Genomic DNA, 25,361 nt, shown 5'->3' on the forward strand with positions numbered 1-25,361 from the left:
CCCGCACGACCCACGCGCCGTCGCCTCACTCCCTGGCCTCGTCCGTCACGATCTCGCCGAGTTTCTGCCAGCGCTGTCCGTCGAACTGCACCATCTGGAACTGCTTGTTGACGCGGTAGTCGGTCGGCGAAGTCGTGACGGAGATCCCGGGTAGCGTGAGGTCGAGCACGACATTGTTGAGATTGGCCGCCTGCCGCATCACGTTGTCGCGGGTGAGATCGTCGCCGCATTGCTTCAACACCTGAATCAGGAGCTGCGCGGTGATGTAGCCGTAGACGTTCAGGTTCGAGTCCTTGTCGCCGTCGGGATAGTACTTCGCCATGAAGGCGAGATAGCGCTTCATGCCAGGATCGTCTTTCCATTCGGGATCGGCGGGATCCTTGACGTAGCCGACGCTGACGACACCCTTCGAATTGTCCAGACCTGCCGGCTTCAGCACGGCGCTGAGCGAGGAGGCGTTGATATCGATGATGTGCAGCGGCTTCCAGCCGATCTCCGCGACCTTCTTGATGGCCTGGGCCGCCTGTTTCGGCGTCGTTGCGCTGAACAGCACGTCGGCACCGGCATCCCTCAACCGCAGAATCTGCGAGTCGATGGTCGGCTCGGTGATTTCGTAGGACGTCTCGGCCACGATCATCTTCGCCTTGTCGCCGAGACCGGCCTTGAGCCCGGCGAGATAATCCTTGCCGAGATCGTCGTTCTGGTAGAGCACGCCGATCCTGGCATTCGGATGGTTCTTCAGGAGGTACTGCGCGTAGATGCGGCCCTCGACGAGATAGGACGGGTTGAAGCCCATGGTCCAGGGGAAGCTCTTGGGATCGGTGAAGCGCGCCGCACCGGTCGCGGCAAACAACTGAGGGATTTTCTTGGCGTTGAGATATTTCTGCACGGCGACGTTGGGCGCGGTGCCGATGATCTGGAACGTCAGCAGCACCTCGTCGCTTTCGACCAGCCTGCGGGTCTGCTCCACGGTTTTCGGCGGCGAATAAGCGTCGTCATACTGGATCAGCTCGATCTTGCGGCCGTTCACGCCGCCCTGGTCGTTGATCATCCTCATGTAGGCGGCCTGGGTCTTGCCGATCACGGCGTAGGCCGAAGCGGGACCGCTCAGCGGAATGGTTTGCCCGACCTTGATCGCGGTATCGGAAGCCCCGGGATCGTATTTCTTCGCATGCGCTTGTACGATCGACATCGCCAGAGCGAGCGCGACGGCCGCGGCGTGTTCGAGACGACGGTATTTCATGTTGATTTCCTGCTCGCGAATGCTCATTCGCCCTTGAGGCCGGCGTCGCGGATCAGCCTGGTCCACTTCTGGGTCTCCTTATCGATGAATTGGCCGAACTCGGCGGCGGTGCCGGCGCGTACCTCGAGACCTTGAGCCGTCAGCTTGTCCCTGATCCCGGGTTCTGCGAGCGCGCGCAGGACTTCGGCCTGGAGCTTGTCGATGATCGCGCGCGGCGTCGTGGAGGGCGCCATGAAGCCGTACCAGCCGGCGGCGGCGACGTTGGGAAAGCCCTGCTCGCGCAAAGTGAGCGCCTGCGGATAGAGCGCACTGCGCTCGGGTGAAGCCACGCCGAGCACGATGAATTTGCCGCTCTGGATGTAGGGCAGCGCGGTCGGGAGCGCGGTCAGCGTGGCGTCGACGCGGCCGGCGAGCAGCTCGGTATAGGAAGCGGCATCGCCGCGGAACGGGATGTTGAGACCCTTGACGCCCGCATCGCGGAACAGCAGCTCTCCGGCAAGGTGCGGCTGCGAGCCGGCGCCGGGCGAGGCGAAAGTCAGCCCATCCGGCTTCGACTTGCCGTAGGCGATGAGCTCGGGGAGCGTCTTGAACGGCGCATCGGCGCTGATGATGAGAAACAGCGGCGCGATCACCGCCATAGCGACCGGCTGCAGATCCTTGCGGTCATAGGTCAGCTTGCCGAACAGCGCCTCGGCGGTGGCGTAGGGCGCCGCGACGTAGAGAATGGTGTAGCCGTCGCCGGGCGCATGGGCGACCATGTCGTTGGCGATGCGGGTGCCTGCGCCCGGCTTGTTCTCGACGATGAACTGCTGGCGGAGACTGCGGCCGAACTCCTCGGCGAGCAGGCGTAGCGAGATGTCGTTGGAGCCGCCGGGCCCGTAAGGCGAGATCAGCCGCACCATGCGCGAGGGCCATGCATCCTCGGCGCGTGCCGCCAGACTCGATCCGGCGACCATGCCGCCCGCGATCGTGCCCAGCAGCGTTCGGCGTGTGACTTCGAGCGATGCCACTGTTGTCTTTCTCCCGTTTTATTGTTGGTCTTGTTGTGACGTTCAGATCACCTTCCGATCGGTGAGCCGTTCAATCTCATGGTCCGAAAGGCCGAGCCAATCCCTGAACACCTCGTCATTGTCCTGGCCGACGTCGCCGGCGGCGTGACGCATTCGCGCGGGATCATTGGTGAAACGCGGGACGACATTGGTCATGGCGACGGTGCCAAAATCGCGGTCGGCAACGCGTGTGATCACCTCGCGCGCCTTCACTTGCGGATCGCCCGCGATCTGGTCGGTCGAATAGATCGGAGCGAGCGTTCCCTGTGCGGCATTGAATCTGGCGAGGACCTCGCTCAGGGGATGGGCGGCACACCAGCTGGCGAAGATGTGGTTGAGCTCGGAGGCGTGCTTGACGCGCCGGTCGTTGGTGGCAAAGCGCGGATCGTCGATGAGGTCGGGCCGTTCGATCGCCCGGCAGTTTGCTGCGAAAAGCGCGTTGGTCGAGCCTGCGAGCGTCACCCAACGGTCGTCGCTGGTGCGGAACACGGCAGCCGGAGCCGAATAGCCGTTGGCATTGCCGATGCGGCTGCGAACGACGCCGAGCTGATCGTGCTCGATCGCGAGAACGTCGAGCAGGCGGAAGGTGGCTTCGGTCAGCGAAAGATCGATCTCCTCGCCGGGCGCATCGGGATCGCGCGCCCGTTTCCACAGCGCCGCCAGCACGCCGACGGCGCCGAACAGGCCGCCGATCGAGTCTCCGATCGGATATCCGGGATGAGTTGGCTCGCCGTCCGTCTCCCCCGTGATGTAGGTGAGCCCGCCCATGGCCTCGAAGATACGGGCAAAGCCGGGCCGCTCGCGATAGGGGCCATCCTGCCCGAAGGCGGTGGCGCGCAGGATCACGAGACGCGGCTGGATCGACCACAGCACCTCCTTGGGCAAGCCCCATCGATCGAGCGTTCCCGGGCGGAAATTCTCGATCAGCACGTCGAACCGTGGAAGCAGCTGCTTGAACAGTGCAAGTCCATCCGGCGTCCGCAGGTCGAGCGTGGCGAACTTCTTGTTGCGGTTGGCCGCCTTCCACCACAGCGGCTTGCCGTCCTTGAATGGCGGAAACGAGCGTACGCCGTCGCCCTGGCCGGGCATCTCGATCTTGAGCACCTCGGCGCCGTAGTCGGCCAGCAGCGTTGCGGCAAAGGGCGCTGCGATGATCGTCGCGATGTCGAGAACCTTCAATCCCTCGAGCGGTCCGGCCATGTCACGTCCCGCCGCGTGTGATCTTCTTGGTCTTGCGTGGCAGCGGCGCGAGCTCCGTGTGTCCAACGATGGCGCGGATACTGTCGGCGAGCGCCGCGATGCGCGGGCCGATCTCGGCTTCCAGCTGGCCCGGCTGGAGGCGAAACGCGGGGATGCCGCAATTGATCGAGAACGACTGCTTCGATTCGCTCGCGTGAAACAGCGGTGCCGCGACCGCATGGATGGAGGCGATGTACTCGCCCCAGCAGGTGCAGAAGCCGCGGCTTTTGCATTGCACGAGCCCGGCCCGGTACTTGTCGCGAAAAGCCGTCCATAGCCCGGAATCTTCGGCGGCGATGTTCCGTTCGAGTCGGTCGGCATCGGCCGGCGGCAAGGTCGCCGCCGCGGCGCGTCCCATGGCGGTCAGCACTACGGGGATCGGCATGCCGATATCGGGCACGTGCGGGCCGACGTCGCCTGAGCGCGCGGTCTCGACATAGATCATCGAGGTGGCGTCGAGCAGGCCGATCGAGACGGTGCCGCGGACGCTGAGCGCGAGCTCCTGCATCATCGGCCGTGCGACCTGGCGGAATTGCATTCCGGCGAGCAGGGGATGCGCGATGCGCAGCGCTCGCGCACCGACGTGGTACTTGGACCGCTCGGCGTCGTAGCGGAGATAGCCTAGCTCAGCCAGCGTATGGGTCAGCCGCGCGACCGTCGGCCGTGGAATGCCCGTCAGCGTCGATAGCTCCATGTTGCCCAGCAGCGTGCTCCCGGCCTTGAACGCCTCGAGCACGACGAGCCCCTTGGCCAGCGTCGTTGCGAAGGCGGCGTCATCGACACTTTCCGCCAGCACGGCAGCCGCGGAGGAGGGCGGGTGTCGCGGCTTGGATGAGTCTGTCGTGGGCATTCCCAACTATCGAACGGTCGGATCAGCTCTGTCCAATAAATTCGTCGATCGCCGATAAGATGTCTAATATGTGGACAATCGACGTGCGCTGCCGGTCGTGAAAGAACGCGCTGGACCGATCCAACACGCAGATTCTTGTCGTGATTGCATGCCGTCCTGTGACAGGATTATTACGACGACATGTCAGATCGATAATTTGCGGAGCGGCTCATGTTGCAGTGGCAGGCGCGGTCAAATCCCCTCGCGTGGTGGTGGGGCTCCCTGACGCTTGTGAGCGCGGCCAACATCCTGGTCTGGTTCATGCTGTACCGCGAATTTCATCCGACGCCCTCCGGCAGCCACGGCGGCGGCTCGGATATCGGGCTGATGTTCCTGCTTTGCGCCGGCTATGTGTTCGGCTGTGCGTTCCGCTCGGTGCTGCCGCGCGCCGACGTGCAGCGCATCTGCCTGTTCGATACCTGGCTGTCGAGCGTCGTCGTCGGCCGGACGGTGGCGACCGTGGCCGAGCTCTGCTTCGTCGCGCAATGGGCGATCATCCTGCATCAGCTCGGCAAGATGACCGGCGCGGAGACCGCGGTGAACATTGCGCTCGTGATCGTGCCGATCATCATCATCGCGGAGTGTTTCTCCTGGTACGCGGTGGTGACGACCAACTTCCTCTACAACGCGATCGAGAACTCGCTGTGGGCGGTGACCTTCTTCCTGGCCGGCATCGCGCTGTGCCGCCTGATGCCCGAATTCCAGGGCATGGTGCGCTGGGCGCTGATGTCGGGCATCGTCGGCATCGCCTGCTTTCTCGCCTTCCTCATCACCGTCGACGTGCCGATGTATCTCAGCCGCTGGCGGGCCGGGCACGCCGAGGGCAATACATTCCTCGGCTTTCTCGAGGGCCTGCATGACGTCTCGACGCGCTGGGTGGTGACCCACGATATCGCGCATTGGAAGGGCGAGCTGACCTGGATGTTCCTGTATTTCAGCGCCGCCGTGTGGTCGAGCCTCGCACTCTGCGCGCTCTATGCGATGGAAGGCTATCTGGCGCTGTATCTGGCGTAAGCTTTTATTTCCCCACTAGGCTGCACTTGCTGCGGTCGAGCGGACGGAAGGCCTGGTCGGGCGGGATGGTCGCGACCAGCTTGACGAAATCCCATGGCCCCCGGGACTCCTGGGGTGTCTTGACCTGAACCAGGTAAAGATCGTGCACCATGCGCTGATCCTCCCGGATGCGGCCGTTGGGGGTGTAGGCGTCCGACACCGGTGTTGCTTTCATCTTCGCCATCACGGCAGCGGCCTCGTCGGAATCGGTGTCCTTCACGGCTTGCAGATAGTGGCGCACGGCGGAATAGACGCCGGCCTGGATCTGCGACGGCATTGCTTTCCGCCGCGCATAGAAGGCGTCGGAGAACTTCCGGGCGGCGGGGGAGACGTCCTCGAAGAAGGAGGTGACGATGAGGTCGCCGCGGGTTGCCTTCAACCCGACCGACTCGATATCGACGTTCTGGAACGACATCGGCACGATCTTGATGCCCTGATCGGCGAGGCCGAACTCCTCGGCCTGCTTGATCGCGGTGGCGTTGTCGCCGGCGACGTTGATGGCGAGGATCTTGGCGCCCGACGACTGCGCCTGAAGCAGGAACGAGCTGAAATCGGGCGTGCCGAGCTGCGCCTTGACGCTGCCGGCGACCTTGCCGCCGAGCTCGCCGATGCGGGCGCGCGCCGTCGCTTCGATCGAATGGCCGAACGCATAGTCGCCGGTGATGAAGAACCATGGCTCCTTGCTGGTCTGCATGATGCCGGAGACCACCGCGGTTGCGGTGGAATAGGCGTCCTGGGTCCACTGCACGCTGGTCGGCGCACAGGCTTCATCGGTGAGCTGGTTGGCACCGGCGCCGGAGATGAGGAAGATCCTGCCGTTGCCGCGCACCAGCTCTTGCACGGCGAGGGCGGCGCCGGAGCTGCCGCCGTCGGCGATCGCCTGGACGCCTTCGCTGAACCATTTGCGTGCGAGCGATGCCGCTAGATCCGGCTTGTTCTGATGATCGACCTGCAGGATCTCGATCGGCTTGCCGTTGATCTTTCCGCCGAACTCCTCCGCAGCCATCCGCGCCGCCTCGACCGAGCCCGGGCCCATGGCGGTCGCGAATACGCCGTTCATGTCGGTGAGCACGCCGATGCGGATGGCGTCGCCCTTTATCTCGGCGCGCGCAGGCGGGCCTGCGAGCGTCAGCGTGACCAGCAGGATGGCGGCGGATCTAGCGCGAAGGTGGCCCATGGTGTTTCCCCGTTTGTCATTTTGATTGTTCTTGATTGTTCGAAGGCGTGGTCAGGCCTGTTCGGCGATGACCGTGTTGCGTAAGGTGCCGATGCCTGAGATTTCGACCTCGACCGTGTCGCCGGGCCGCATCCACAAGGGCGGCGTGCGCTTGGCCCCGACCCCGCCCGGCGTGCCCGTAACGATCACGTCGCCGGGGACGAGTGGGCAGATGGTGGAGATGTAGGCGATCAGATCGGGAATCGCGGTGATCAGGAGGTCGGTGGTGGTGTTCTGCACGACGGTGCCGTTCAGGCGCGTCTGCAAGGTGAGCTTTGACGGATCGGGAATCTCGTCCGCCGTCACCAGCCACGGGCCGAAGCTGCCGCTCTCGGCAAAGGTTTTGCCGGCGAGGAACTGGCTGGTGTGACGCTGCCAGTCGCGGATGCTGCCTTCATTGTAACAGGAATAGCCGGCGATATGATCGAGCGCACGGCTCGCCGGGATGTGCCGGCCCTGCTTGCCGATGACGAGCGCGAGCTCGCCTTCATAGTCGAAATCCTCGCTCACCTTCGGCTTCACGATCGGCTGGAGATGGCCGACCTGGCTGCAGGCGAAGCGCGCGAACAGCGCCGGCTTCTCGGTGACGGTGCGTCCGGTCTCGGCGACATGGTCGCGGTAGTTCAAGCCGACGCAAATGATCTTGCCGGGGTCCGCAATCACGGGGGCGAAGCTGATCCTGTCGAGCGGATGATCGGGCGCGGCGGCCGCGACGAGCTTGGCCACCTCGGCAAGCCGGCCAGCTTCGAGCAACTGCCGCAGCGTCGCGCAGCCGGTCATCCGCGCACCGAGATCGACGACGCCGTTATCCTTGACGGCGCCGAAAGAGGCGCGGCCGTCGGCGATGAATGAAAGCAGCTTCATGAGATATCCTTGAGGTGTTCGCTTCAGGCCGCGGACGGCACGTGGGTTGGAGGCGTGATGGCGGCGATGAGCAGGTCGAATTCGGCCTCGTTACGGGCGATGCCGCGCACATAGCGGTCGGGGCGAACGAGTGCAGCGATAATGCCGTGCTTGCGCAGCCAGTCGCCGATGGCGCCCGCATCGTCGCTGGTCAGGATCTTCAGTCCTGCCTGTGCAAAAGCCGGGCGTGAGGAGAGGGCGGTCGCGTTTGCGACGAGCAGGACATGGCCGTAGCCGACACGATCGTCGCTGCGGCTGCCATCCCGAAGCTCGAACTGCGGCGCCAGATCTCCGGCGAGAGGCTGGTCGCGGGGCGCCAGACCAGGGCCGAGCAGAGGCTTCTTCACCTCGAGCTTCACGGGCGCGTTCTCGCGAACCTCTCCGGCAGCAAGGCCAGCTTCGATCGCCTTGGTATTGATCACGCCGCCCAGCCGAATGGCGAGCTCGATGAATTCGCGCACATGCGGTTCGCGCTCGCTCTGATAGGTGTCGAGCAGGTCCGGCCTTGCGGCGCCCCGGATGACGGCGGCGAGCTTCCAGGCGAGGTTCGCGGCATCGCGGATGCCCGCGCACATGCCCTGTCCGAGGAAGGGCGGAGTCTGGTGTGCGGAATCACCAGCAAGCAGCAATCGTCCACTTCGCCATTGCCGCGCGATGACGGAATGAAAGGTGTAGACCGCCGCACGTTCGATGTCGGCATCGTCTGGCGTGATCCAGCGCGACAGCAATTCCCAGACCTTCGCGGGTTGTGCGATCTCGTGAGAATCCTCGTCCGGAAGGATCGTGATTTCCCAGCGCCGCCGCGTGCCGGTCCCGCGCACATAGGTCGCAGGCCGCCTGGGATCGCAATGCTGGAGGCTGTAGTCGCCAAGATCGTCGCGCTCACGCTTGAGCAGCACGTCGATCACCAGCCAGCGCTCGTGGAAACCGAGATCGTCCATGCTGGAGCCGATAAAGCGCCGGACCAGCGAGCGGGCGCCGTCGCAGCCGATCACATAGCCTGCGCGCACCTCAGTGAGTTTTCCGTTCGAGAGGTCCTCATAGCGGACGCGCACGCCATGCTCGCCCTGGTCGAGCGCGAACACATCGCAGCGGTTGCGCAGGACGACGTGCGGCCAGCGGGAGAGTCCACTGATCAGGACATCTTCCAGATCCGGCTGGTGAAATCGGTAGCTGAGATGCCAACCCATCGGGGTCAATGTCTGCGGACGGGACCAGTCCAGCAGCAGGCGGCCCTCGGCATCGAGAAAGAGCATTCCAGGGCTGAGGATCACGTGCGGCAGGATGGCGTCGGCGAGACCGATGGTCTGGAACACGCGCATGCATTCGTCGTCGAAATGCACCGCGCGCGGCAGATGATAGGTCCGTGCCTCTCGCTCCAGCACCAGTGTCCGCACGCCGCAAAGGCCGAGCAAATTGGCGAGCGTGGCGCCGACCGGGCCGCGGCCGACGATCACGACGTCGAACTCTTCGGGGGTGGATTTATCTTGCATGGGGCCATCTCTTCCCCAAGCCGCGTCGCAGCATCAACGGCCGCGCGCCAAGTGTCCGCCCAGCGGACGGGCTCGCTCGTCATGGCCGGGCTTGTCCCGGCCATCCACGCCGTGCCGCGCGGCAAGATCAGCCCGGGCATGACAGCGTGAGACGGCAGTGCGTTACACCTCGACCGGAATCGCCGAAGCTGCCTCCTTAAGCTGTACTGCAAACTGCGCAATCGCCTCGTCGATTCCTAGCGCCGTCCTGATCCAGATGATTGAGATGCAGCCGAAGACGATCTCATTGCGAACGATGGGGACGGCGATCGAGGCCGTCTTGGCATTGTATTCGCCCTCGCTGCGGATCGCGTAACCGCGCGCCTTCGTCTCGGCGATCATGCGATCGAGGTGGGCTGCGTCCAGGAACGGACGATCGTCGGCCTCGTCGATGCGGCGCAGATGATTGACGATCAGGTCGCGCTCGCGTGCCGGGCAGGCGGCGAGATAGGCGCGGCCGGCGGAGGTGCGCAGCATCGGCAGGCGTTTGCCGATCATGCCGCGGTCGATCGAGAGCGGGCTGCGCGCGTGGGTGGTCTCCTGCACGACCATCGCCGCGTTCTCATACGTGGAGAGGTCGACCGGCCAGACCAGGGTCTTGCTGAGCTCGGCGAGGTAGGGCGCCGCCGCCTGGCAGATCACCACACCGGGATCGTAGCCGTCTCCGAGGCCCAGCGCCCGCCGGGTCACCCGAAATCGGTCGTCGCTGGCACTGCGCGCGACATAACCCAGTTCCTCCAAGGTTTCGAGCAGGCGGTAGACGGTGGGACGGGGCAGGTCGAGCGCGCGGGCGACGTCGCCGGCGCGGATGCCGCCGGACCGGTTGACCTCTCGCAGCACGTCGAGCCCGCGCTTGAAGGCACGGACGCCCTCGGATTGCCGCGGCGCTCCCGATCCCGTCCGCTCCTTGGACACCTCGCATTTCCTCCCTTGTGGCGCACGGTCCCGCGATTATCGTTGCGAACGCGAAGCGATTGCGGAGCGCCACGTTAAGATCGCGCGCGGTCGGTATCAAGTTGGCCGTATTCCGGCACAGGCGATGCCTTCGGGAGGAATTCAATGGAAATCACCGCACTCGGTTACATTGGGATCAACTCATCGCAGCTCGACCAGTGGGACCGGATGGCAACGGGGCTGCTCGGCATGCAGCAGGTCGATCGCGGCGGCAAGATGCGCGCCTTCCGCATGGACGATCGCAAGCAGCGGCTGATCGTCGATGGCAGCAGCGATGCCGGCCTTGCAGTGATGGGATGGGAAGTTCCATCAGGCGCCGAGCTCGATCGCCTCGCCGGCCGGCTGGAGAGCCACGGCCTCAAGGTGATCTCCGGATCGCGCGCGCTCGCCGATGAACGGCGCGTAACCCAGCTGATTTCGTTTGCGGATCCCGCGGGCAATCGGCTCGAAGCCTTCTGCAACCCTGAGCTTGCGACCGAACCCTTCAGGCCGGGTAGGCCGATCTCGGGCTTCCGCACCGGCGCGCTCGGCATGGGCCACGTCGTGCTCAACGTGGAGGATGTCGAGCTGCTCTTGCCGTTTTATCGCGACGTACTCGGCTTTCACGTCTCGGATTTCGGGCTGAAGCCCTACGGACTGTATTTCTTCCACGTCAACGGCCGCCACCACAGCTTCGCGATGGTCGGCTCCGGACGGAAGGCGCTGCACCATTTCATGATCGAGCTCGGCAGCCTCGACGATGTCGGTCAGGGCTACGACCTCGCGCAGCTCGAGGAGGGCCGCGTCGCCTACACGCTGGGCCGGCACACCAATGATCACATGACCTCGTTCTATGTGAACACCCCGTCCGGCTTCTTCATCGAATACGGCTGGGGCGGACGTGTGATCGATCCCGAGACCTGGCAACCGCACGAGACCTTTGATGGCCCGTCGCTGTGGGGCCACGAGCGGCTGCATATGCCGGAAGAACAGCGCAAGCGTCTGCGTGACATGCGCCTCGATGCGGCGGCCCGCGGCGTGCGCGCCGCCGATCCGCGCGTGCCGCCGCTCAACTGCGCGTGGCTGGACCAGGTGATCGCGCGCGAATGATCGTGGTGGCGTGAGAGCGATCAGGCCTCGCCGAGATCCAGCTCCGTCAGCAGCCCCTGCCGCAGCGCGAGGCGGACCAGCTCGATATCGGAGCCGACGCCGAGCTTGTCCTTGATCAGGGAATGCAGGTTGGCCACGGTCTTCGGGCTGACATGGAGCGTCTCGGCGATCTCGTCCGTCGTCTTCTCGGCGAGCAGCAAACGCAGCACCTCGAACTCGCGCGCGGTGAGGACGTCGGCGGCCGAGCTTTCGCCGCCGAGCCGGCTCAGCGCGAGCTCGTGGTCGATGTCGGGGCTGATGGCGATCTTACCGGCGAGCACGTCCATCACGGCCCGCACCAGCGTTTCCGGCGGGCTGGTCTTGGTGACGTAACCCCTGGCGCCGGCACGGATCGCCTGCACGGCGAAGCCCGCATTCTGGTGCATGGTGAAGACGAGGATCCTCGCGCGCTTGTCCCATTGCCTGATCCGCCTGACGGCCTCGATGCCACCGATGCCGGGCATGCTCAGGTCCATGATGACGAGGTCGGGGGTCTCGGATTTGTAAAGGCGATAGGCCTCCGCGCCGTCGGCGGCTTCGGCGACGACGCGCAGGCCCGGTTGCTTCTGGAGCACGGAGCGATAACCCTCGCGAACGACGGAATGGTCGTCGACCAGAAGGATGGACGCATCGGCCGCGCTCATGCCGCGTGCTCCAGCACCTGCCGTTCGGTGGCGGCGATCGGGATGGTGACGCGCAGCGCCGAGCCGCCGTTGCGGCCGACGTCGAAGCTCATCCGGCCGCGCAAGGCCGCAACGCGCTCCCGCATCCCGAGCAGGCCCATGCCGGACTTGCCCGATGCATCGCTCGGCCGGCCGTCATCGTCGATGGCGAGCGCGATTTCGTCTGCCTCCATCGTCAAATGCAAGCCGACCTTCATGGCGCCGGCGTGCTTGGCGGCGTTGGTGAGCGCCTCCTGCACGATACGATAGAGATTGGCGCTGATCGCGGCGGGCAGGGTCTCGAACGCGCCGTCGAACTGGATCGTGAAGCGCGTCTCACCGCGGCTGCGGCCGTTCCAGCCGGCGACGAGGCCTTCCAAACTCGCAACGAGCCCGAGCTCCTCGACGTCGGGCGGGCGCAGCCGGAACAACGCGCCGCGCAGCGTCTCCATCATGCCGGTCGCGGTGCGCGCGATCCCGTCGCATTCGGACAGCAAGGCGGGGCAATCCTGCGCGGCGGTCTGGCGCGCGGACGAGGCCAGCGCGCGGATGGCGGCCAGCGACTGGCCGAACTCGTCGTGCAGCTCGCGCGCGAGATGGCGGCGCTCGTCATCTTGCAGCGCGATCAGCTTCCGCGTCAGCTCGCTGCGTTCGGCAAGTGCGGTGTCGAGGCTCTCGGCGAGATGATTGAAGCCGTCGCGGATCGCGGAGAGCTCGGCCAGGTCGAACGGCGGCAGCCGCGCCGAGAGGTCGTTGGCCGCGATGCGCTCGAGGCCGGTGCAGATCAGGCGGGTCGGACGCAGCGCGCGTGCCAGCGCGGCGTAGACCAGCAGGCATAATAACGGCAGCGCGATCGCAAGCGCGATCATCAGGCGGCCGGCCTCGTGCCAGGCCTCCGCTGTCTGCACCGCCGGATCGACCGAGACCACAGTCTCGCCCAGCTTCGTACCGCGCACGATCACGGGCCGCGCCGCTTCGCGGCCGGGATCGAACAGGCTGCGATAGAAGGCCGCGAAGGCCTGCGGCGGTGGGCTCGCAGGGGCAGGCGCACCGCTGCAGAATCGCTGCAGCATCTCGCCGCCTGCGCCGCGGAACGCCAGGCACAGGCCGGGCGTCATCACATAGGCGGCGACGGGATCGAGATTGGGAAAGTCCGAGCGCGGACCGGCCACCCACTGGATCTTACCCTGCTGCAGCTCCAGCGACTTCGCCACGATGGCGGCTATGCCGTCGATGCGCGCATGAGCCTCACGATCGGCCGTGATCAGGAAATAAGCGGAGATCCCGGCGAAGCAGGCGGCCGATATCGCGGCCACGCGCAACGTCAGACGGACCTTGAGATCGAATCTCGGGCGGTTCCACATCGGAGGTGCCTTGCGCGAACGGGTTTGTCGCCTCCGCATTAAACGGCAGAACGCCAGCCGCGGAAAGCGTCAGGTGTTCCCGCAGTGCAACGTCGTGAGATTTTCCCGGGGCTCGCCGGGATGCTCGCCGTTGCAGCGTCTCGGGCTGCCGTCGAGATTTTCGGCCGCTCCATCTCGCGAGGTCCCGCTCATGCACCTCTCTCGGTTCACCCTTCCTGCACTTCTGCTCTTCCTCCTGCCTTCCGGGCCGGCTGCCGCGGCCGCCATCGGCGTTGCCATGGACGATTTCAGCTATACCGATACCTCGGCCGAGCCGACCAACCAGACTGCGGCCCATGAGCGGCGGCTGTCGGCGTTCATGGCCGCGCTGCGGCGCGACATCGAGGAGGGTGGGCGCTATCACGTGGTGCCCGCTGCCCAGGACGGTGCGGCGTACAAGATCATCGGCGGCATTCAGAAAACGAGCACGCTGGTGCAATGGGCCAGGGTCGCGGTGATCGACATCGGCGCCAAGAAGCTGGTCATGGACAAGCTCTACACCTTTCGCGGCGACAATGATGAATCCTGGGCGCGCGCCGAGATCTTTGTTTCGCGCGAGGTGATGGCTGCGCTCGCAACACCTGCTCCGGTCGCGCTTGCCGTGTTCGAGTTCGAGCTCGAGGATATGACGGCCGCGTCGATGGGCGGCTCAGCCGCGTCGGACGCGTCGCACCTCGCCGAGGTCACCGGCGGCGTGCGTGACGTCCTCAGCCAATCCGGGCGTTACCGAATCGTCGAGGTCGGCCGGGAGGTGGCGACGGCGGGTACGCTGCGTGACTGCGGCGGCTGTGAGGCTGCGATTGCGAGGGGGCTCGGAGCCGATCAATCGCTGATCGGCGTGGTGCGGCGGGTCAGCCGCACCGAATACACGCTCGGCTTCCAGGTTCGCGATGCCAGTACCGGCGCGGTGCTGGCGCGCGGCGACAGCGGCTTGCGCATGGGCGCGGACTATTCCTGGAAACGCGGCGCGGTTCGGCTGGTCAATGAACGGTTGATCGAGAGCCAGCAGGCCGCGGGCTCGCTCAAAAAGTAAGCTGCACTTTCATCGACTGCGAGCGGTCGCTGGCGAGTTCGAAGGCGGCGACGGCGTTCTCGAACGGCATGGTGGCCGTGATCAGCGGCTTAACGTCGATCAAGCCTTCGCCCATCAGGCGCACCGCGAGCTCGAACTCGGGGTCGAAGCGGAATGTGCCGCGTAGCTGCAATTCCTTGGCGACGATGGAATTGATCGGCAGCGTCATCTCGCCGCCGAGGCCGAGCTGCACCAGGGTTGCGCCTGGACGCAGCACGTCGAGCGCGGTGCGGAGCGCGGCCTGGTTGCCGGAGGCCTCGAACAGCGTGTCGAACACGCCCTTGCGGGCACGCCAGGGGTCGAGCGCTGCGGCATCGGCCGCGACATTGACGGCGTGCGTGGCGCCGAGCTTTCGCGCGACCGCGAGCGGCGCTTCGGCCACATCGGTCACGACGATCTCGGACGCACCTGCGAAGCGCGACACCAGGATCATCAGCGCGCCGATCGGGCCGCAGCCGGTGATCAGCACGCGCTTGCCGAGCAGGGCGCCGGCCTGCTTGCCGGCATGCAGACACACCGCCAGCGGTTCGGCGACCGCCGCTTCCGCCAGCGACAGCTTGTCCGCGATCGGCACGGCCTGCGAGGCGTCGACCGTGATGAACTCACGAAAGCCACCTTGCACATGGGGAAAGCGCATCGCGCTGCCGAGGAAGCGCATGTCGAGGCACTGGTTGCGCATGCCTTCCTGGCAATGCGGACATGCCCCGCACGGTTTGCTTGGATTAACCGCGACGCGCGTGCCCGGCTTGACGGTGGTGACGTTGTCACCAACCGCGGCGACGATCCCGGCGATCTCGTGCCCCAGTGCCATCGGCTGCTTGATGCGGACGACCCCAAAGCCGCCGTGATGGTAGTAGTGCAGGTCGGAGCCACAAATGCCGCCGTTGGCGATCTTGACGCGGACCTCGCCCGGGCCGGGCGCCGGATCGGGGTAGCTGTCGATCCGCAAATCCTTCGGGGCGTGGATGACGACGGCGCGCATGGCCTGCTCCTGGTTCGCAGTTACATCGCGGCGATCATGCCGCCGTCGACATAGATGATCTGGCCGTTGACGTAAGTGGAGGCGTCCGACGCCAGGAAGATCGCCGCGCCCACCAGCTCGTCCGGCCTGCCCCAGCGCTTGGAGGGGATGCGGCCCATCAGCCAGTTGTTGAAATCGGCGTTGTTGACGAGCGCCTCGTTCATGTCGGTCAGCATGTAGCCGGGGCCGATCGCATTGGCCTGAATGCCATGCTGCGCCCATTCCACCGCCATCGAGCGGGTGAGGTTCTTGATGCCGCCCTTGGCCGCGGTGTAGGGCGCGATGGTGGGGCGGGCGAGCTCGCTGCCCAGCGAGCCGATATTGATGATCTTGCCGTGCTTGCGCGGGATCATGCGCTTGGCCGCTTCGCGGCCAATCACGAAGGCGCTGGTGAGGTTGGTCTCGATTACCTTGCGCCATTCGTCGGTGGTGAACTCGACCAGCGGCTTGCGGTGCTGGATGCCGGCATTGTTGACGACGATGTCGACCGCAATGCCTTTTTTGTCGAAGTCGTTGAAGGCGGCGACGATCGCACCCTCGTCGGTGACGTCGAACGCGGCGCCTTCGGCCTGATGGCCCGCGGCACGAAACTCGGCGACAGCCTGCTCGACGCGCTTCGGATCGACGCCGTTGACGATGATCTTCGCGCCAGCCTTCGCCATGCCCTTGGCGATGGCGCGGCCGAGACCGCGGGACGAACCGGTCACGAGCGCCGTGCGGCCGGAGAGATCGAACAGGGAAGTGCTCATGTCAGAAAAGTCCTTAGACGTTGGAGCGGCGCACGGTGAGATCGGTGCGGTCGAACACGGCAGGCAGGAGGTCGACGCCGAGGCCAGGGCCCTCCATCGGGAAGACAAAGCCGTCCTTGATCACCGGCATCGTGGTGACGAGCTCATTGTACCAGCCCTTGTAGAAGGCGCGCACCGATTCCTGGATCAGCGTGTTGGGCTGGCTGAACGACATGTGGATGGCGGCGATGAAGCCGATCGGGCCGATGCAATCGTGCGGAGCAAAAGGCCGGTGATAGGTCTCGGCCATCGCCGCGATCTTGCGGCCTTCGGTCAGGCCGCCGGTCCAGCACAGGTCGGCCATCACCACATGCATGGCGTCGCGGTCGAGCATGTCCTTGTAGGGGAAGCGCGAGCCCAACGTCTCGCTGGCGCAGACCCAGACATCGGTCGAGCGCGCGTATTCGGCGAGCGCCTGCGGCGAGTTCATCCGGATCGGGTCCTCGTACCAGGTCGGCTTGTAGGGCTCGAGTGCGCGCGCGATCTGCTTGGCGGTCGGCAGGTTCCAGAGCGAGTGGAGCTCGACCATGATCTCCATCTTGTCGCCAACCGCTTTTCGGATCTTCTCGAACGGCTCGATCGCCTGCTTCATCTGCGCGGCGGTGATGTAGAGCCCCTTGTTCTCCTGGGCCGCCGGATCGAACGGCCAGATCTTCATCGCGGAGACGCCGCTTTCCAATAGGCTTTCGGCGAGGGCATCGGCGCGGTTCATGAATCCGTCGAGATCCTCGTAAGGCCCCTTGGACGCGCCGAGATTCCAGTTCGAGACCGGACTGATATTGGTCGAGCGGACATATTGCGTGCCGGCGCAGGTGTTGTAGATGCGCTGCTTGTCGCGGCAGAGGCCGCCGAGCATCTGGTGCACCGGCTGGCCACAGACCTTGCCGAACAGGTCCCACAGCGCAATGTCGATCGCGGAGGCCGCGCGATATTCGACGCCGGTCGAGGACTGCGCCATCGGCAGGTTCAGCATGTCGCGATGGATCGCTTCGATGTGCAGGGGATTGCGGCCAAGCAGACGACCGGCAAACGTGTCGTGGATCTGCGCCTCGACCGCGCCCGCGCCGTAGAAGGTCTCGCCGAGACCGATCATGCCCGTGTCGGTGTGGATGCGGACCCAGATGACGTTGGAAAATTCCTCGGTGCGCAGTGTCTCGATCGACGTGATCTTCACGGCAACTATCCTCCCATCGAAAGGCGCTTCGCACCCGACGTCTCATTTTGCGCTGCAGCATGTTTGCAGGCCGTGCCGACGTCTTACGCCTGCTTGTAATATATCACAACATGTTTTAAGGCTGCCACAAACAGGGCGCCATCCTGCAACGAGAGAGCGCGGGCTGACGGGAGGACGACATGGCACGACGCAAGCGCGCGCTCGAGGTGGTGAAGGACGAGGATGACGGCGGAGGCCGGCCTTCCCGTAGCAACCGTCTCAACTTTTTCGAGTTGGCCTATCAAAGGATCGAAGAGCTCCTGGTCCATTGCGAGCTCAAGCCAGGCCAGTTCATGACCATGCTGGAATTGCAGCAAATCACCGGTTTCGGCCGCACGCCCGTGCATCACGCCGTCAATCGTCTCTCCGCCGACACCCTCATCATCGTCCGCCCTCGTCATGGCCTGCACATCGCGCCAATCGATCTGGCGCGCGAACGCATGCTGCTGGCCTTGCGCCGCGACATGGAGCGCTTCGTGATCCGCCTGGCGGCCGATCGCGCCAGCCTGTCGCATCGCAATCAGGCGCTGCACATCGAGCGTCTGCTGCGCGAGCGCCGCGCCAGCCTGACGCTCGACGAATTCAATCAGCTCGACCGCCGCATCGACGCGCTGGTGCTGGAGGCGGCCGGCGAGCCCTTCCTGGTGCACACGCTACGGCCGCTGCACACGCTGTATCGCCGCATCGGCTACATCCACCACCGCTTCATGCCGGGGCAGGCGGATCTGTCAGGCACGATCAATCATCATCTCGCCATTCTGAACGCCGTCGCCAACCGCCGCGTCGAGGACGCGGTGAAGGCGAGCGATGCATTGATCGACTACATGGGCGAGATGTTCACGGGCATGGAGGCGGGGATCGACCCGCGCCTGCTCGACTGCAGGATCGAGCCGCTGCTCGGCGCGTAGCGCATGATCCGGAAAAGTGTGAAGCGGTTTTCCGAAGAGATCATGAGCAAGACAACAAGCTAAAGAGCGATGAGATCTCGATCTCATCGCTCTTTAGAAAGTTCTGAGAAAGGAAGAAGAATGTCAACGATGGCGATGCCACAACCGACCGCGAGCGAAGCCGCGGTCCGCTACCTCATCACGAACTATAGCCCCAAGGGCAACAAGGTCGGCTGGCTGATGATGGCCTCGATCCTGGTCGAAGCCTGGGATCTCTATTCGATCGCCTTCGTGCTGATCTTCATCAAGGAACAGTACAATCCCTCGGCTCTAATGCTGGGCCTCGCCGCGGCGGGAACGCAGGGCGGCGCCTTGATCGGTGCACTGCTCGGCGGCTGGCTGTCTGACAAGATCGGCCGCCGCGTGATGTTCCTGGCCACGATGGTGCTGTTCATCGTGCTGGCGCTGGCGCAGGCCTTCGTGCCTGATATCACCTGGCTCATCGTGATCCGCTTCCTGCTCGGCATTCCGCTCGGCTCGGACATTTCGACCGGCTACACCTACATCATGGAATCCATGGCCAAGGGCGAGCGCGAGGTCATGGGCAACCGCTGGCAATTCATGTTCGCGGTCGGCGAGGTCCTCACCATCGGCGTCATCGTGATCTTCCTCCTGATCGACATGAATCACGAGATGCTGTGGCGCGTGACGCTCGGACTCGGCGCGGTGCCGGCGCTGATCATCCTGATCATGCGGCACGACGTGCCGGAGACGGCGGTATGGCTGGTGCAGAAGGGCCGCTACCGGGAGGCCAAGCAGGTCGCGCGCGAGATGTTCAACGACAATCTCGATATGCTGCCGGACCACGACGTGGAGATTCCGAAGGTCTCGACCCGCGCTTTTCTCGCCGATCTCAAGAAGGATCCGATCCGCTGGCGTGCGACGATCTACGGCTGGATCGCCTGCTTCGTGCAAGCCAGCGAGTTCTCGACCTTCGCGTTCTATCTGCCGGTACTCTTCGTCATGGTCGGCGTGTCGAGCGTGCTCGGCATCAATCTGGTGACGATGGTGCTGTTCTCCTTCGCCGCACTGTCGGGGTGGGTCGGTCCGCTGCTGACGCCCAAGATCGGCCACCGCGGCATCTCGATCGCGGGCTTCTCGATCGTGCTGGCCGCGCTGCTGGTCGCGGCCTTCGCGCTCTACACCGACAACAAGATCCTGCTGCCGTTCGCGGCCGCCGCGATGTTGTGGGGCCATTACTGGGATGCGTCGAACTGCATGACGATCCCGACTATGGTCGCCAAGCCCAAATATCGCGGTACCGCCAGCGGCTTCGCCTACATGTTTGTGAAGCTGCCGTCGTTCCTGGCGATCTTCCTGTTTCCAACCGTGTTCGCCGCGATCGGGCAGGCCAATGCCACGCTGATGGTCGCGATCTTCCCGCTGATCGGATTGCTCGCCGCAATCTTCATCCTGCCGGAAGTCTACGGCTACGAGAACGACTGACGAAACGCTTCCCGGTCGCGGCCATGGCCGCGATCGGGAGATAGTTCGAAATGCTGCGCGCCGGCGACTAAGGGCTGAAGAAAACCGGATCGAGTCCCGTCCCATGGCCGAGCAGGCCGAGCGCCTGAAGCTGGGCGGTGTGGAGATCGATCTCCACGATGACGAACAGGGTGAACAACGCCACCGCGGTGACGACCAGAAGGGGATGGGCCGTCTCGACCCCGCTCTCGCTCGCTGCGGTGAGGCTCCGGATCGCGCGACGCAGGGAGAAGCTCCGCGGCAATGCTTTCGATTGGATTCGCATCATGGGCTCCTTGCCGCGCGATACCGATCTGATTTGCGCGGCAATGGAGTATCAGCCGCAGTGTCGCCTCCGGCATTGACGCACCGCAAAGAGCTTGCACCCATTTCGAAGCTGCGTCCGGCTTCTCTTACCTGATTGCCGCAGCCAGCGCCGCGATCAGGGCGGGCGGCGTCACCAGCAGGCCGAGCTTGAGGAACGGCCAGGCGCCGACCTCGATCTTTTCGCGGCGGAGCGCGACCAGCCAGAGGATGGTCGCGAGCGATCCGGTCACCGACAGATTAGGGCCGAGATCGACGCCGATCAGGATGGCGCTGACGACCGGCGCCGGCAAATGATCGCTGGCGGCGACCGATCCGGCGACGAGGCCCACCGGAAGGTTGTTGGCGATGTTGTCGGCGAGCGCGGTGGCGATGCCGACGCTCCAGGCCGCCTGCGGCACCGATTGCGCGACCGCCTGGTGCAGCAGCGCGCTGAGCTGCGCGATCAAGCCGGTCTTGATGAGCGCCTCCACCATGACGAAGAGTCCGCCGACCAGCGGCAGCACGCTCCAGGACACGCCCCGTAGCACGGGCACGGGCGACTGCCGGCTGAGCAGCAGCACGATTGCGGCCGTAACGCCGCCGCAGATGAAGGTCGGCAGGCCCAGCGGCCTGTCCAGCGCCGACGCCGTGACCAGCACGATGCCGATCGCGACGATGCCGATAGCCGTCAGCTTGCCGCCGCGGCCGAGCTTGGGATGCGGCACGGCGCGCGCAATCGTCTCCTCCTTCAGCGCGCGGTGCTGGGTCAGGCGCAGCACGATGTAGGTCAGCAGGATCGAGGCCAGCGATGGCAGGGCGAACAGGCGCAACCATTCCGTCAGCTGCGGCATGCGCGCGCCGAACACGACGAGATTGGCGGGATTGGAGATCGGCAGCACGAAGCTCGCGGCATTGGCGATGAAGGCGCAGACGAAGAGATAGGGCAGCGGTTTTGCGCCAGCCGCGCGCGTCGCGGCATAGACGGCCGGCGTCAGCACGATCGCGGTGGCATCGTTCGAGAGAAGCACCGTCACGAGCGTGCCGACGAGATAGATCAGCAGGAACAGCCGCTGCGGCGAGCCGGCTGCGTATTCCACCGCCAGCGCGGCGAGATAGTCGAACAGGCCCTCGAGCCGCGCGAGCTCGGCGATCAGCATCATGCCGATCAGGAAGAGGTAGACGTCGAGGCCCTTTTCGATGCCGGCGAGAGCGTCCCGCCACGGCAGCAAGCCTGATAGCACCAGGGCGCTCGCGCCGATCACGGCCCAGATCGCTTCAGGCAGGCGAAACGGCCGGACGATGACGCCTGCGGTCGCGACGGCGATGATGCTCCAGGCCCAAATGGCGTCAGACGGCACGGTCAGTCCTCGAGATGAAATGCGTTCATTCGGCAGCGATAGCGGATGCCGGCGCTGCTGTCTCCCCCTGTGGGCGCGAGGCGCCATGTCGTGTCTCGGGCAGGGCGAGAAAGCAGATGACGGCACCGATTGCGGCGACGATACCGAGGGTGATGAAGGCCGCGCTGTAGCCCGCGCCGACCACGACGAAACCGGCCAGCGTCGTCGACAGTGCCGCGCCAATGCTCTGGGCGGTGATGACCGCGCCTTGCGCGACGTTGAAGCGGCCGGTGTTGCGCATGAGATCGGCGACGATCACGGGGAAGATCGCACCGAAGATGCCGGCCCCGACGCCGTCGAGCAACTGCACGCCGACCAGCCAGAACGGATTGTCCGAGAGCGTGTAGAGTGCACCGCGGACCGGGAGGATCAACAGCGCGGCGAGGAAGAATCGCTTGTGGCCCCAGCGGTCGGCCCTGGCTCCGACCAGCATGGCAAACGGCACCATCACCAATTGCGCGGCGACGATGCAGGCCGACATCAGGCTGGTGCCCATGTCATTGTCCTGCAGCGCCAGCTTCTGCCCAACCAGCGGCAGCATCGCCGCATTGGAGAGGTGGAAGAGCAGGACACAGGCCGCAAAGACGAGCAGGGGGCGGCAGGTCAGGAGCACGGCGAGGCCTGACGGCGTGTCCCGCTGCGCAGCCGTGTCCGCATCGTGCAGGCCGCGGGCCAGGTCGTGATCGATGGCGCGAGCGGGGATCGCGAGGATACTGAGGAGGCTCGCGATCGCCATTGCGCCCAGAAGATAGAAGACGACGGTCGGGCCGAACCAATAGGCGGAGACGCCCGCCAGTGCGGCCGCGACGGCATTGCCGGCGTGGTTGAAGGTCTCGTTGCGGCCGATCCGTCGGGTGAAGGCGGCATGGCCGAAGATGCCGAGGGAGACGGCGGCGATCGCGGGTGGAAAGATCACGGCGGCAGCCTGCGCGATGCCTTGTGAGATCGCGACCGGCAGGAAGCGCGGAAACAATGGCAGCGACAGCGAGGCCAGCGTCACCATGACCGCGGCGATGACCATCACCAGACGCTTTGCCCGCGTCGCGTCGACCAGCGCACCGGCGGGCGTCTGTGCCACGATGCCGGCGATGGTCGCGATCGACATCACCAGGCCGATGCGCGCCTCGTCCCAGTGCTGTTCGGTGAGAAGATAGACGGCGAGATAGGGACCGAGGCCGTCGCGGACATCCGCGAGGAAGAAATTGGCCGCATCCAGCGCGCGGCCGGCCTGCCTTGCCTGATCGGGATTTTCGCTGGGCATCGGTGTCTCGATCGAGGCTGGGAAGCGCCGCGGCAAGAACCGACATCACGGCATCATTGTTCCCGCCTTCAACTTCACATCCGCGGGTTGGATCGGCGGCAATGGCGCGGCGACCCTCGGCGCCGTCATCTTCACCTTGCCACCGATAGCTTCTCCGTGATCGCCTTGCGCAGGATCCGCGACAGCGATTCGACCGAATACGGCTTCTGGATCAGTTCGAAGCCGCGATGGGCATTTTCCGCGAGCACATTGCTGTAGCCAGAGGTGAGCACCACGGGCAAGCCCGGATAGCGCTCGCGGATGATGCCGGCAAGCTCGACGCCGTTCATGCCGGGCATGATGACGTCGGAAAACACGAGGTCGACGGCAAATTCGTTCTCGCCGAGGATTGCCAGCGCCGCGTTGGCGTTGGCGACGCGGCGAACGACATAGCCGAGATCTTCCAGCAGCTCGGTGGAGAAGCGGCCGACTTCGTCGTCGTCCTCGACCACGAGCACGCGGTAGCCGCGGCCGGTGGTCGCCGTCTCGTGGGTCAGCGCCGCGACTTCCTTGTCCGTCGCCGGGCTTTGCGCCTGCGGCAGGTAGATGGTGAAGGTCGCGCCCTTGCCCGGGCTGCTCGTCACCGCGACGTCACCCTCGGACTGCTTTGCGAAACCAAAGGCTTGGCTGAGGCCGAGGCCCGTGCCCTTGCCAACCTCCTTGGTGGTGAAGAACGGCTCGAAGATCGAGTCGAGATGTTCCGGCGCGATTCCGCTGCCGGTGTCGGTGACGGAGATGGCGACGTAATCGCCGCCGCGCGCCGACTGCGCGCGCAGGCTCGGGATGCCAGAGACCTTGCGCACGGCGATGACGAGGCGGCCTTCACCGTCCATGGCGTCACGGGCGTTGATGGCGAGGTTGATCAGCGCGGTCTCGAACTGGGCGATGTCGGCAACGGTGAAGCAGTCGGAATCGTGAATCTGCACCGCGATTTCGATCCGGGCACCGACCAGCGGCCGTACCAGTTGCGCGACGGCCTCGACCTGGCTGCCGACGTTGAAGATCTGGGGTTTCAGCGGCTGGCGGCGCGCGAACGCCAGAAGCTGGGCGGTCAGCTTGGAGGCGCGCTCGACCGTCTCGGAGATGGCATCGACATAACGGCGGCGGCGCTCCTCGGGCAGCTCGCGGCGGCGCAGGAAATCGGTGGCCGAGCGGATGATGGTGAGGAGATTGTTGAAGTCGTGTGCGACGCCGCCGGTGAGCTGGCCGATCGCCTCCATCTTCTGCGACTGCCGCAATGCTTCCTCGCCGCGGCGTCGCTCGGTGATGTCGACGGCCTCGGGCACGGCGCCGGTGATGTTGCCGTGGCGGTCAAGCACGGGGCGCATGCTGAAGTCGAAATCGCGCTCGCCGATGGGAAGGCGCAGGCGCATCTCCAGGCGTACGGCCTCGCCGTTGAGCACGGTGTCGAAGGCCTCGCGCACCAGCGCGCCCATGCCCTCGGTGGCGCTGAACCAGGGCGTCTCCCACAGGGGCGTTCCGATCACATCCGAGGAGACTGCCTTGATGCCGTCCAGCGCCGTCTTGTTGGCGTAGAGCAGCTCGCCTTTGAGATTGACGAGGCCCTGATACTGGTTGCTGGTTTCGAGGATCGCGCGCAGCCGGGCCTCGTTGGACTCGAGCTCGGCGGTGCGCTCAGCGATGCGCTCCTCCAGCGTCTCGTTGAGCCGCCTGAGCTCGATCTCGGCCTGCTTGGCCACGGTGATGTCATGGGCGACGCCGATGAAGCCGATATGCTTGCCGGTCGGATCCCAGCGCGGCTGCGATTCCGAGCGCAGCCAGCGCCATTCGCCGCTGGCGTTCTTGTAACGCGCTTCGAGGACGAAGGGCTTGAGTGACGCCTCGCCCTGGACGGATTGCTGGAGCACGTGCGGCAGGTCGTCGGGATGCAGCACCTTGCGCCAATCGAAGTCGATGGCCTCATCGTAGGGCAGGCCGAGGAAGTCGACATAGGCCTGATTGGCGAAGGAACGCTTGCGATCGAGCTTGGTCACCCAGATCGGCACCGGCGCGCTGTCGGCGATCAGCCGAAAGCGCTCCTCGCTCTCGCGCAGCGTCTCGCGCGCGAGCGCCTGATCAGTGATGTCGATATGGGCGCCGACGAGGCGGATGGCGCGGCCATCCCTGTCGCGCTCGATCTTGGCGACGACCCGGATCCAGCGGGTCTCGCCGTCATTGGGGCGGATGATGCGGTATTCGGCGCTGTAGTCTTCGCTCGTGCCGGCGAGAGCTTCGAAGAAGTGCTTGACGGTGGCATCGCGGTCGTCGGGATGGATGCGATTGACCCAATCTTCGTGCGACTCCTCTGCCGCCTCCGGCGGCAGGCCGTGGATCATCAAATATTCGGGCGAACGACGGTTCTTGAAGCCTTCGCGGAAATCGACCTCGACGCCGCCGACCTTGCCGATGCGCTGGATGCGCGCCAGCTCGGCCTCGCGCTCCTGGAGCGCGCGGTAGGCGTTATCGCGCTCACGCGCGACGTCTTCGAGGTGCTGGCGCAGCCTTTCGGCGGCGATGGTCTCTGGCAAGGGATCGTTCAAGGCGTCGGCCGTTGTCATGCGGGAGCGCACGTGCCGGATCGA

The 25,361-nt window shown here is 65.2% G+C and carries 22 protein-coding genes; 5 read left to right on the forward strand and 17 right to left on the reverse strand.

What is annotated here, in order from left to right; genetic code table 11:
- Positions 1-25 precede the first annotated feature (25 nt).
- From P6U31_RS15915 to P6U31_RS15930, 4 genes are all read right to left on the reverse strand, one after another.
- Positions 26-1,243: an ABC transporter substrate-binding protein gene (locus P6U31_RS15915; protein WP_407189337.1), complete on the reverse strand. Its 1,218-nt coding sequence runs from the start codon at positions 1,241-1,243 to the stop codon at positions 26-28.
- A 23-nt stretch (positions 1,244-1,266) separates the two neighbouring features.
- Positions 1,267-2,199 (reverse strand): Bug family tripartite tricarboxylate transporter substrate binding protein, encoded by a 933-nt coding sequence (locus tag P6U31_RS15920; RefSeq protein WP_407189857.1) that lies wholly within the window; start codon positions 2,197-2,199, stop codon positions 1,267-1,269.
- Between the two features lie 96 nt (positions 2,200-2,295).
- Positions 2,296-3,492, reverse strand: a complete 1,197-nt coding sequence (locus P6U31_RS15925) for a CaiB/BaiF CoA transferase family protein (RefSeq protein WP_407189338.1) — start codon at positions 3,490-3,492, stop codon at positions 2,296-2,298.
- A 1-nt stretch (position 3,493) separates the two neighbouring features.
- Positions 3,494-4,381 carry an IclR family transcriptional regulator gene (locus P6U31_RS15930; protein WP_407189339.1) on the reverse strand — a complete coding sequence of 296 codons (888 nt, stop codon included), beginning with the start codon at positions 4,379-4,381 and terminating at the stop codon, positions 3,494-3,496.
- A 210-nt stretch (positions 4,382-4,591) separates the two neighbouring features.
- Here P6U31_RS15930 and P6U31_RS15935 point away from each other — a divergent pair, with 210 nt between their 5' ends.
- Entirely contained in the window at positions 4,592-5,434 is an 843-nt protein-coding gene (locus P6U31_RS15935; RefSeq protein WP_407189340.1) for a hypothetical protein, read from the forward strand.
- Positions 5,435-5,438: 4 nt separating this feature from the next.
- Here the strand turns inward: P6U31_RS15935 and P6U31_RS15940 are convergent, their stop codons facing one another.
- The 4 genes from P6U31_RS15940 to P6U31_RS15955 form a co-directional block, all read right to left on the reverse strand.
- Positions 5,439-6,650, reverse strand: coding sequence for an ABC transporter substrate-binding protein (locus P6U31_RS15940; protein WP_407189341.1), 1,212 nt, complete (start codon positions 6,648-6,650; stop codon positions 5,439-5,441).
- A 51-nt stretch (positions 6,651-6,701) separates the two neighbouring features.
- The gene (locus P6U31_RS15945; protein ID WP_407189342.1) at positions 6,702-7,553 is read right to left on the reverse strand and encodes a fumarylacetoacetate hydrolase family protein; all 852 of its coding nucleotides are present in this window, start codon (positions 7,551-7,553) and stop codon (positions 6,702-6,704) included.
- A 23-nt stretch (positions 7,554-7,576) separates the two neighbouring features.
- Positions 7,577-9,085: a bifunctional 3-(3-hydroxy-phenyl)propionate/3-hydroxycinnamic acid hydroxylase gene (locus tag P6U31_RS15950; protein WP_407189343.1), complete on the reverse strand. Its 1,509-nt coding sequence runs from the start codon at positions 9,083-9,085 to the stop codon at positions 7,577-7,579.
- Positions 9,086-9,247: 162 nt separating this feature from the next.
- Positions 9,248-10,039 carry a DNA-binding transcriptional regulator gene (locus P6U31_RS15955; protein WP_407189344.1) on the reverse strand — a complete coding sequence of 264 codons (792 nt, stop codon included), beginning with the start codon at positions 10,037-10,039 and terminating at the stop codon, positions 9,248-9,250.
- A gap of 144 nt (positions 10,040-10,183) precedes the next feature.
- On the opposite strand from P6U31_RS15955, the gene P6U31_RS15960 reads away from it, so the two are divergent.
- On the forward strand, positions 10,184-11,167 hold the full coding sequence (locus P6U31_RS15960; RefSeq protein ID WP_407189345.1) for a VOC family protein: 984 nt from the start codon (positions 10,184-10,186) through the stop codon (positions 11,165-11,167).
- Between the two features lie 20 nt (positions 11,168-11,187).
- On the opposite strand, the gene P6U31_RS15965 is transcribed toward P6U31_RS15960, so the two are convergent.
- Positions 11,188-11,850 carry a response regulator gene (locus P6U31_RS15965; protein WP_407189346.1) on the reverse strand — a complete coding sequence of 221 codons (663 nt, stop codon included), beginning with the start codon at positions 11,848-11,850 and terminating at the stop codon, positions 11,188-11,190.
- On the reverse strand, positions 11,847-13,232 hold the full coding sequence (locus tag P6U31_RS15970) for a histidine kinase (protein WP_407189347.1): 1,386 nt from the start codon (positions 13,230-13,232) through the stop codon (positions 11,847-11,849). Before P6U31_RS15970 ends, P6U31_RS15965 begins: the two co-directional genes overlap by 4 nt.
- Positions 13,233-13,422: 190 nt before the next feature.
- Between P6U31_RS15970 and P6U31_RS15975 the strand changes: the two genes are divergently transcribed.
- Complete coding sequence (locus tag P6U31_RS15975) at positions 13,423-14,304, forward strand: DUF2380 domain-containing protein (RefSeq protein ID WP_407189348.1); 882 nt, start codon at positions 13,423-13,425, stop codon at positions 14,302-14,304.
- On the opposite strand, the gene P6U31_RS15980 is transcribed toward P6U31_RS15975, so the two are convergent.
- From P6U31_RS15980 to P6U31_RS15990, 3 genes are read right to left on the reverse strand one after another with little or no spacing between them, the layout of a single operon-like run.
- Positions 14,294-15,325, reverse strand: a complete 1,032-nt coding sequence (locus P6U31_RS15980; protein WP_407189349.1) for an L-idonate 5-dehydrogenase — start codon at positions 15,323-15,325, stop codon at positions 14,294-14,296. The genes P6U31_RS15975 and P6U31_RS15980 overlap by 11 nt on opposite strands.
- 20 nt (positions 15,326-15,345) lie before the next feature.
- Positions 15,346-16,113, reverse strand: a complete 768-nt coding sequence (locus P6U31_RS15985; RefSeq protein WP_407189350.1) for an SDR family oxidoreductase — start codon at positions 16,111-16,113, stop codon at positions 15,346-15,348.
- Positions 16,114-16,126: 13 nt separating this feature from the next.
- Positions 16,127-17,326 carry a mandelate racemase/muconate lactonizing enzyme family protein gene (locus P6U31_RS15990; protein WP_407189351.1) on the reverse strand — a complete coding sequence of 400 codons (1,200 nt, stop codon included), beginning with the start codon at positions 17,324-17,326 and terminating at the stop codon, positions 16,127-16,129.
- 179 nt (positions 17,327-17,505) lie between these two features.
- On the opposite strand from P6U31_RS15990, the gene P6U31_RS15995 reads away from it, so the two are divergent.
- Positions 17,506-18,273 carry a GntR family transcriptional regulator gene (locus tag P6U31_RS15995; RefSeq protein WP_407189352.1) on the forward strand — a complete coding sequence of 256 codons (768 nt, stop codon included), beginning with the start codon at positions 17,506-17,508 and terminating at the stop codon, positions 18,271-18,273.
- A 120-nt stretch (positions 18,274-18,393) separates the two neighbouring features.
- Entirely contained in the window at positions 18,394-19,758 is a 1,365-nt protein-coding gene (locus P6U31_RS16000; RefSeq protein WP_407189353.1) for an MFS transporter, read from the forward strand.
- 67 nt (positions 19,759-19,825) lie between these two features.
- Here P6U31_RS16000 and P6U31_RS16005 read toward each other — a convergent pair whose 3' ends face one another.
- The 4 genes from P6U31_RS16005 to P6U31_RS16020 form a co-directional block, all read right to left on the reverse strand.
- Positions 19,826-20,065, reverse strand: coding sequence for a hypothetical protein (locus P6U31_RS16005; RefSeq protein WP_407189354.1), 240 nt, complete (start codon positions 20,063-20,065; stop codon positions 19,826-19,828).
- Between the two features lie 124 nt (positions 20,066-20,189).
- Positions 20,190-21,440 carry an arsenic transporter gene (locus P6U31_RS16010; RefSeq protein WP_407189355.1) on the reverse strand — a complete coding sequence of 417 codons (1,251 nt, stop codon included), beginning with the start codon at positions 21,438-21,440 and terminating at the stop codon, positions 20,190-20,192.
- Positions 21,441-21,465: 25 nt separating this feature from the next.
- Positions 21,466-22,740: an MFS transporter gene (locus P6U31_RS16015; protein WP_407189356.1), complete on the reverse strand. Its 1,275-nt coding sequence runs from the start codon at positions 22,738-22,740 to the stop codon at positions 21,466-21,468.
- Positions 22,741-22,871: 131 nt separating this feature from the next.
- Positions 22,872-25,349, reverse strand: a complete 2,478-nt coding sequence (locus P6U31_RS16020) for a PAS domain S-box protein (RefSeq protein WP_407189357.1) — start codon at positions 25,347-25,349, stop codon at positions 22,872-22,874.
- Between the last annotated feature and the right edge of the window lie 12 nt (positions 25,350-25,361).

Source organism: Bradyrhizobium centrosematis, from assembly GCF_045571495.1.
GTDB classification, from domain to species: Bacteria; Pseudomonadota; Alphaproteobacteria; order Rhizobiales; family Xanthobacteraceae; genus Bradyrhizobium; species Bradyrhizobium centrosematis.

Excerpts from the sequence above, each read along its gene's own strand:
- P6U31_RS15915 (WP_407189337.1), bottom strand. The coding sequence starts at position 1,243 with ATGAAATACCGTCGTCTCGAACACGCCGCGGCCGTCGCGCTCGCTCTG.
- P6U31_RS15920 (WP_407189857.1), bottom strand. The coding sequence starts at position 2,199 with ATGGTCGCCGGATCGAGTCTGGCGGCACGCGCCGAGGATGCATGGCCC.
- P6U31_RS15925 (WP_407189338.1), bottom strand. The coding sequence starts at position 3,492 with ATGGCCGGACCGCTCGAGGGATTGAAGGTTCTCGACATCGCGACGATC.
- P6U31_RS15930 (WP_407189339.1), bottom strand. The coding sequence starts at position 4,381 with ATGCCCACGACAGACTCATCCAAGCCGCGACACCCGCCCTCCTCCGCG.
- P6U31_RS15935 (WP_407189340.1), top strand. The coding sequence starts at position 4,592 with ATGTTGCAGTGGCAGGCGCGGTCAAATCCCCTCGCGTGGTGGTGGGGC.
- P6U31_RS15940 (WP_407189341.1), bottom strand. The coding sequence starts at position 6,650 with ATGGGCCACCTTCGCGCTAGATCCGCCGCCATCCTGCTGGTCACGCTG.
- P6U31_RS15945 (WP_407189342.1), bottom strand. The coding sequence starts at position 7,553 with ATGAAGCTGCTTTCATTCATCGCCGACGGCCGCGCCTCTTTCGGCGCC.
- P6U31_RS15950 (WP_407189343.1), bottom strand. The coding sequence starts at position 9,085 with ATGCAAGATAAATCCACCCCCGAAGAGTTCGACGTCGTGATCGTCGGC.
- P6U31_RS15960 (WP_407189345.1), top strand. The coding sequence starts at position 10,184 with ATGGAAATCACCGCACTCGGTTACATTGGGATCAACTCATCGCAGCTC.
- P6U31_RS15965 (WP_407189346.1), bottom strand. The coding sequence starts at position 11,850 with ATGAGCGCGGCCGATGCGTCCATCCTTCTGGTCGACGACCATTCCGTC.
- P6U31_RS15970 (WP_407189347.1), bottom strand. The coding sequence starts at position 13,232 with ATGTGGAACCGCCCGAGATTCGATCTCAAGGTCCGTCTGACGTTGCGC.
- P6U31_RS15975 (WP_407189348.1), top strand. The coding sequence starts at position 13,423 with ATGCACCTCTCTCGGTTCACCCTTCCTGCACTTCTGCTCTTCCTCCTG.
- P6U31_RS15980 (WP_407189349.1), bottom strand. The coding sequence starts at position 15,325 with ATGCGCGCCGTCGTCATCCACGCCCCGAAGGATTTGCGGATCGACAGC.
- P6U31_RS15985 (WP_407189350.1), bottom strand. The coding sequence starts at position 16,113 with ATGAGCACTTCCCTGTTCGATCTCTCCGGCCGCACGGCGCTCGTGACC.
- P6U31_RS15995 (WP_407189352.1), top strand. The coding sequence starts at position 17,506 with ATGGCACGACGCAAGCGCGCGCTCGAGGTGGTGAAGGACGAGGATGAC.
- P6U31_RS16000 (WP_407189353.1), top strand. The coding sequence starts at position 18,394 with ATGTCAACGATGGCGATGCCACAACCGACCGCGAGCGAAGCCGCGGTC.
- P6U31_RS16005 (WP_407189354.1), bottom strand. The coding sequence starts at position 20,065 with ATGATGCGAATCCAATCGAAAGCATTGCCGCGGAGCTTCTCCCTGCGT.
- P6U31_RS16015 (WP_407189356.1), bottom strand. The coding sequence starts at position 22,740 with ATGCCCAGCGAAAATCCCGATCAGGCAAGGCAGGCCGGCCGCGCGCTG.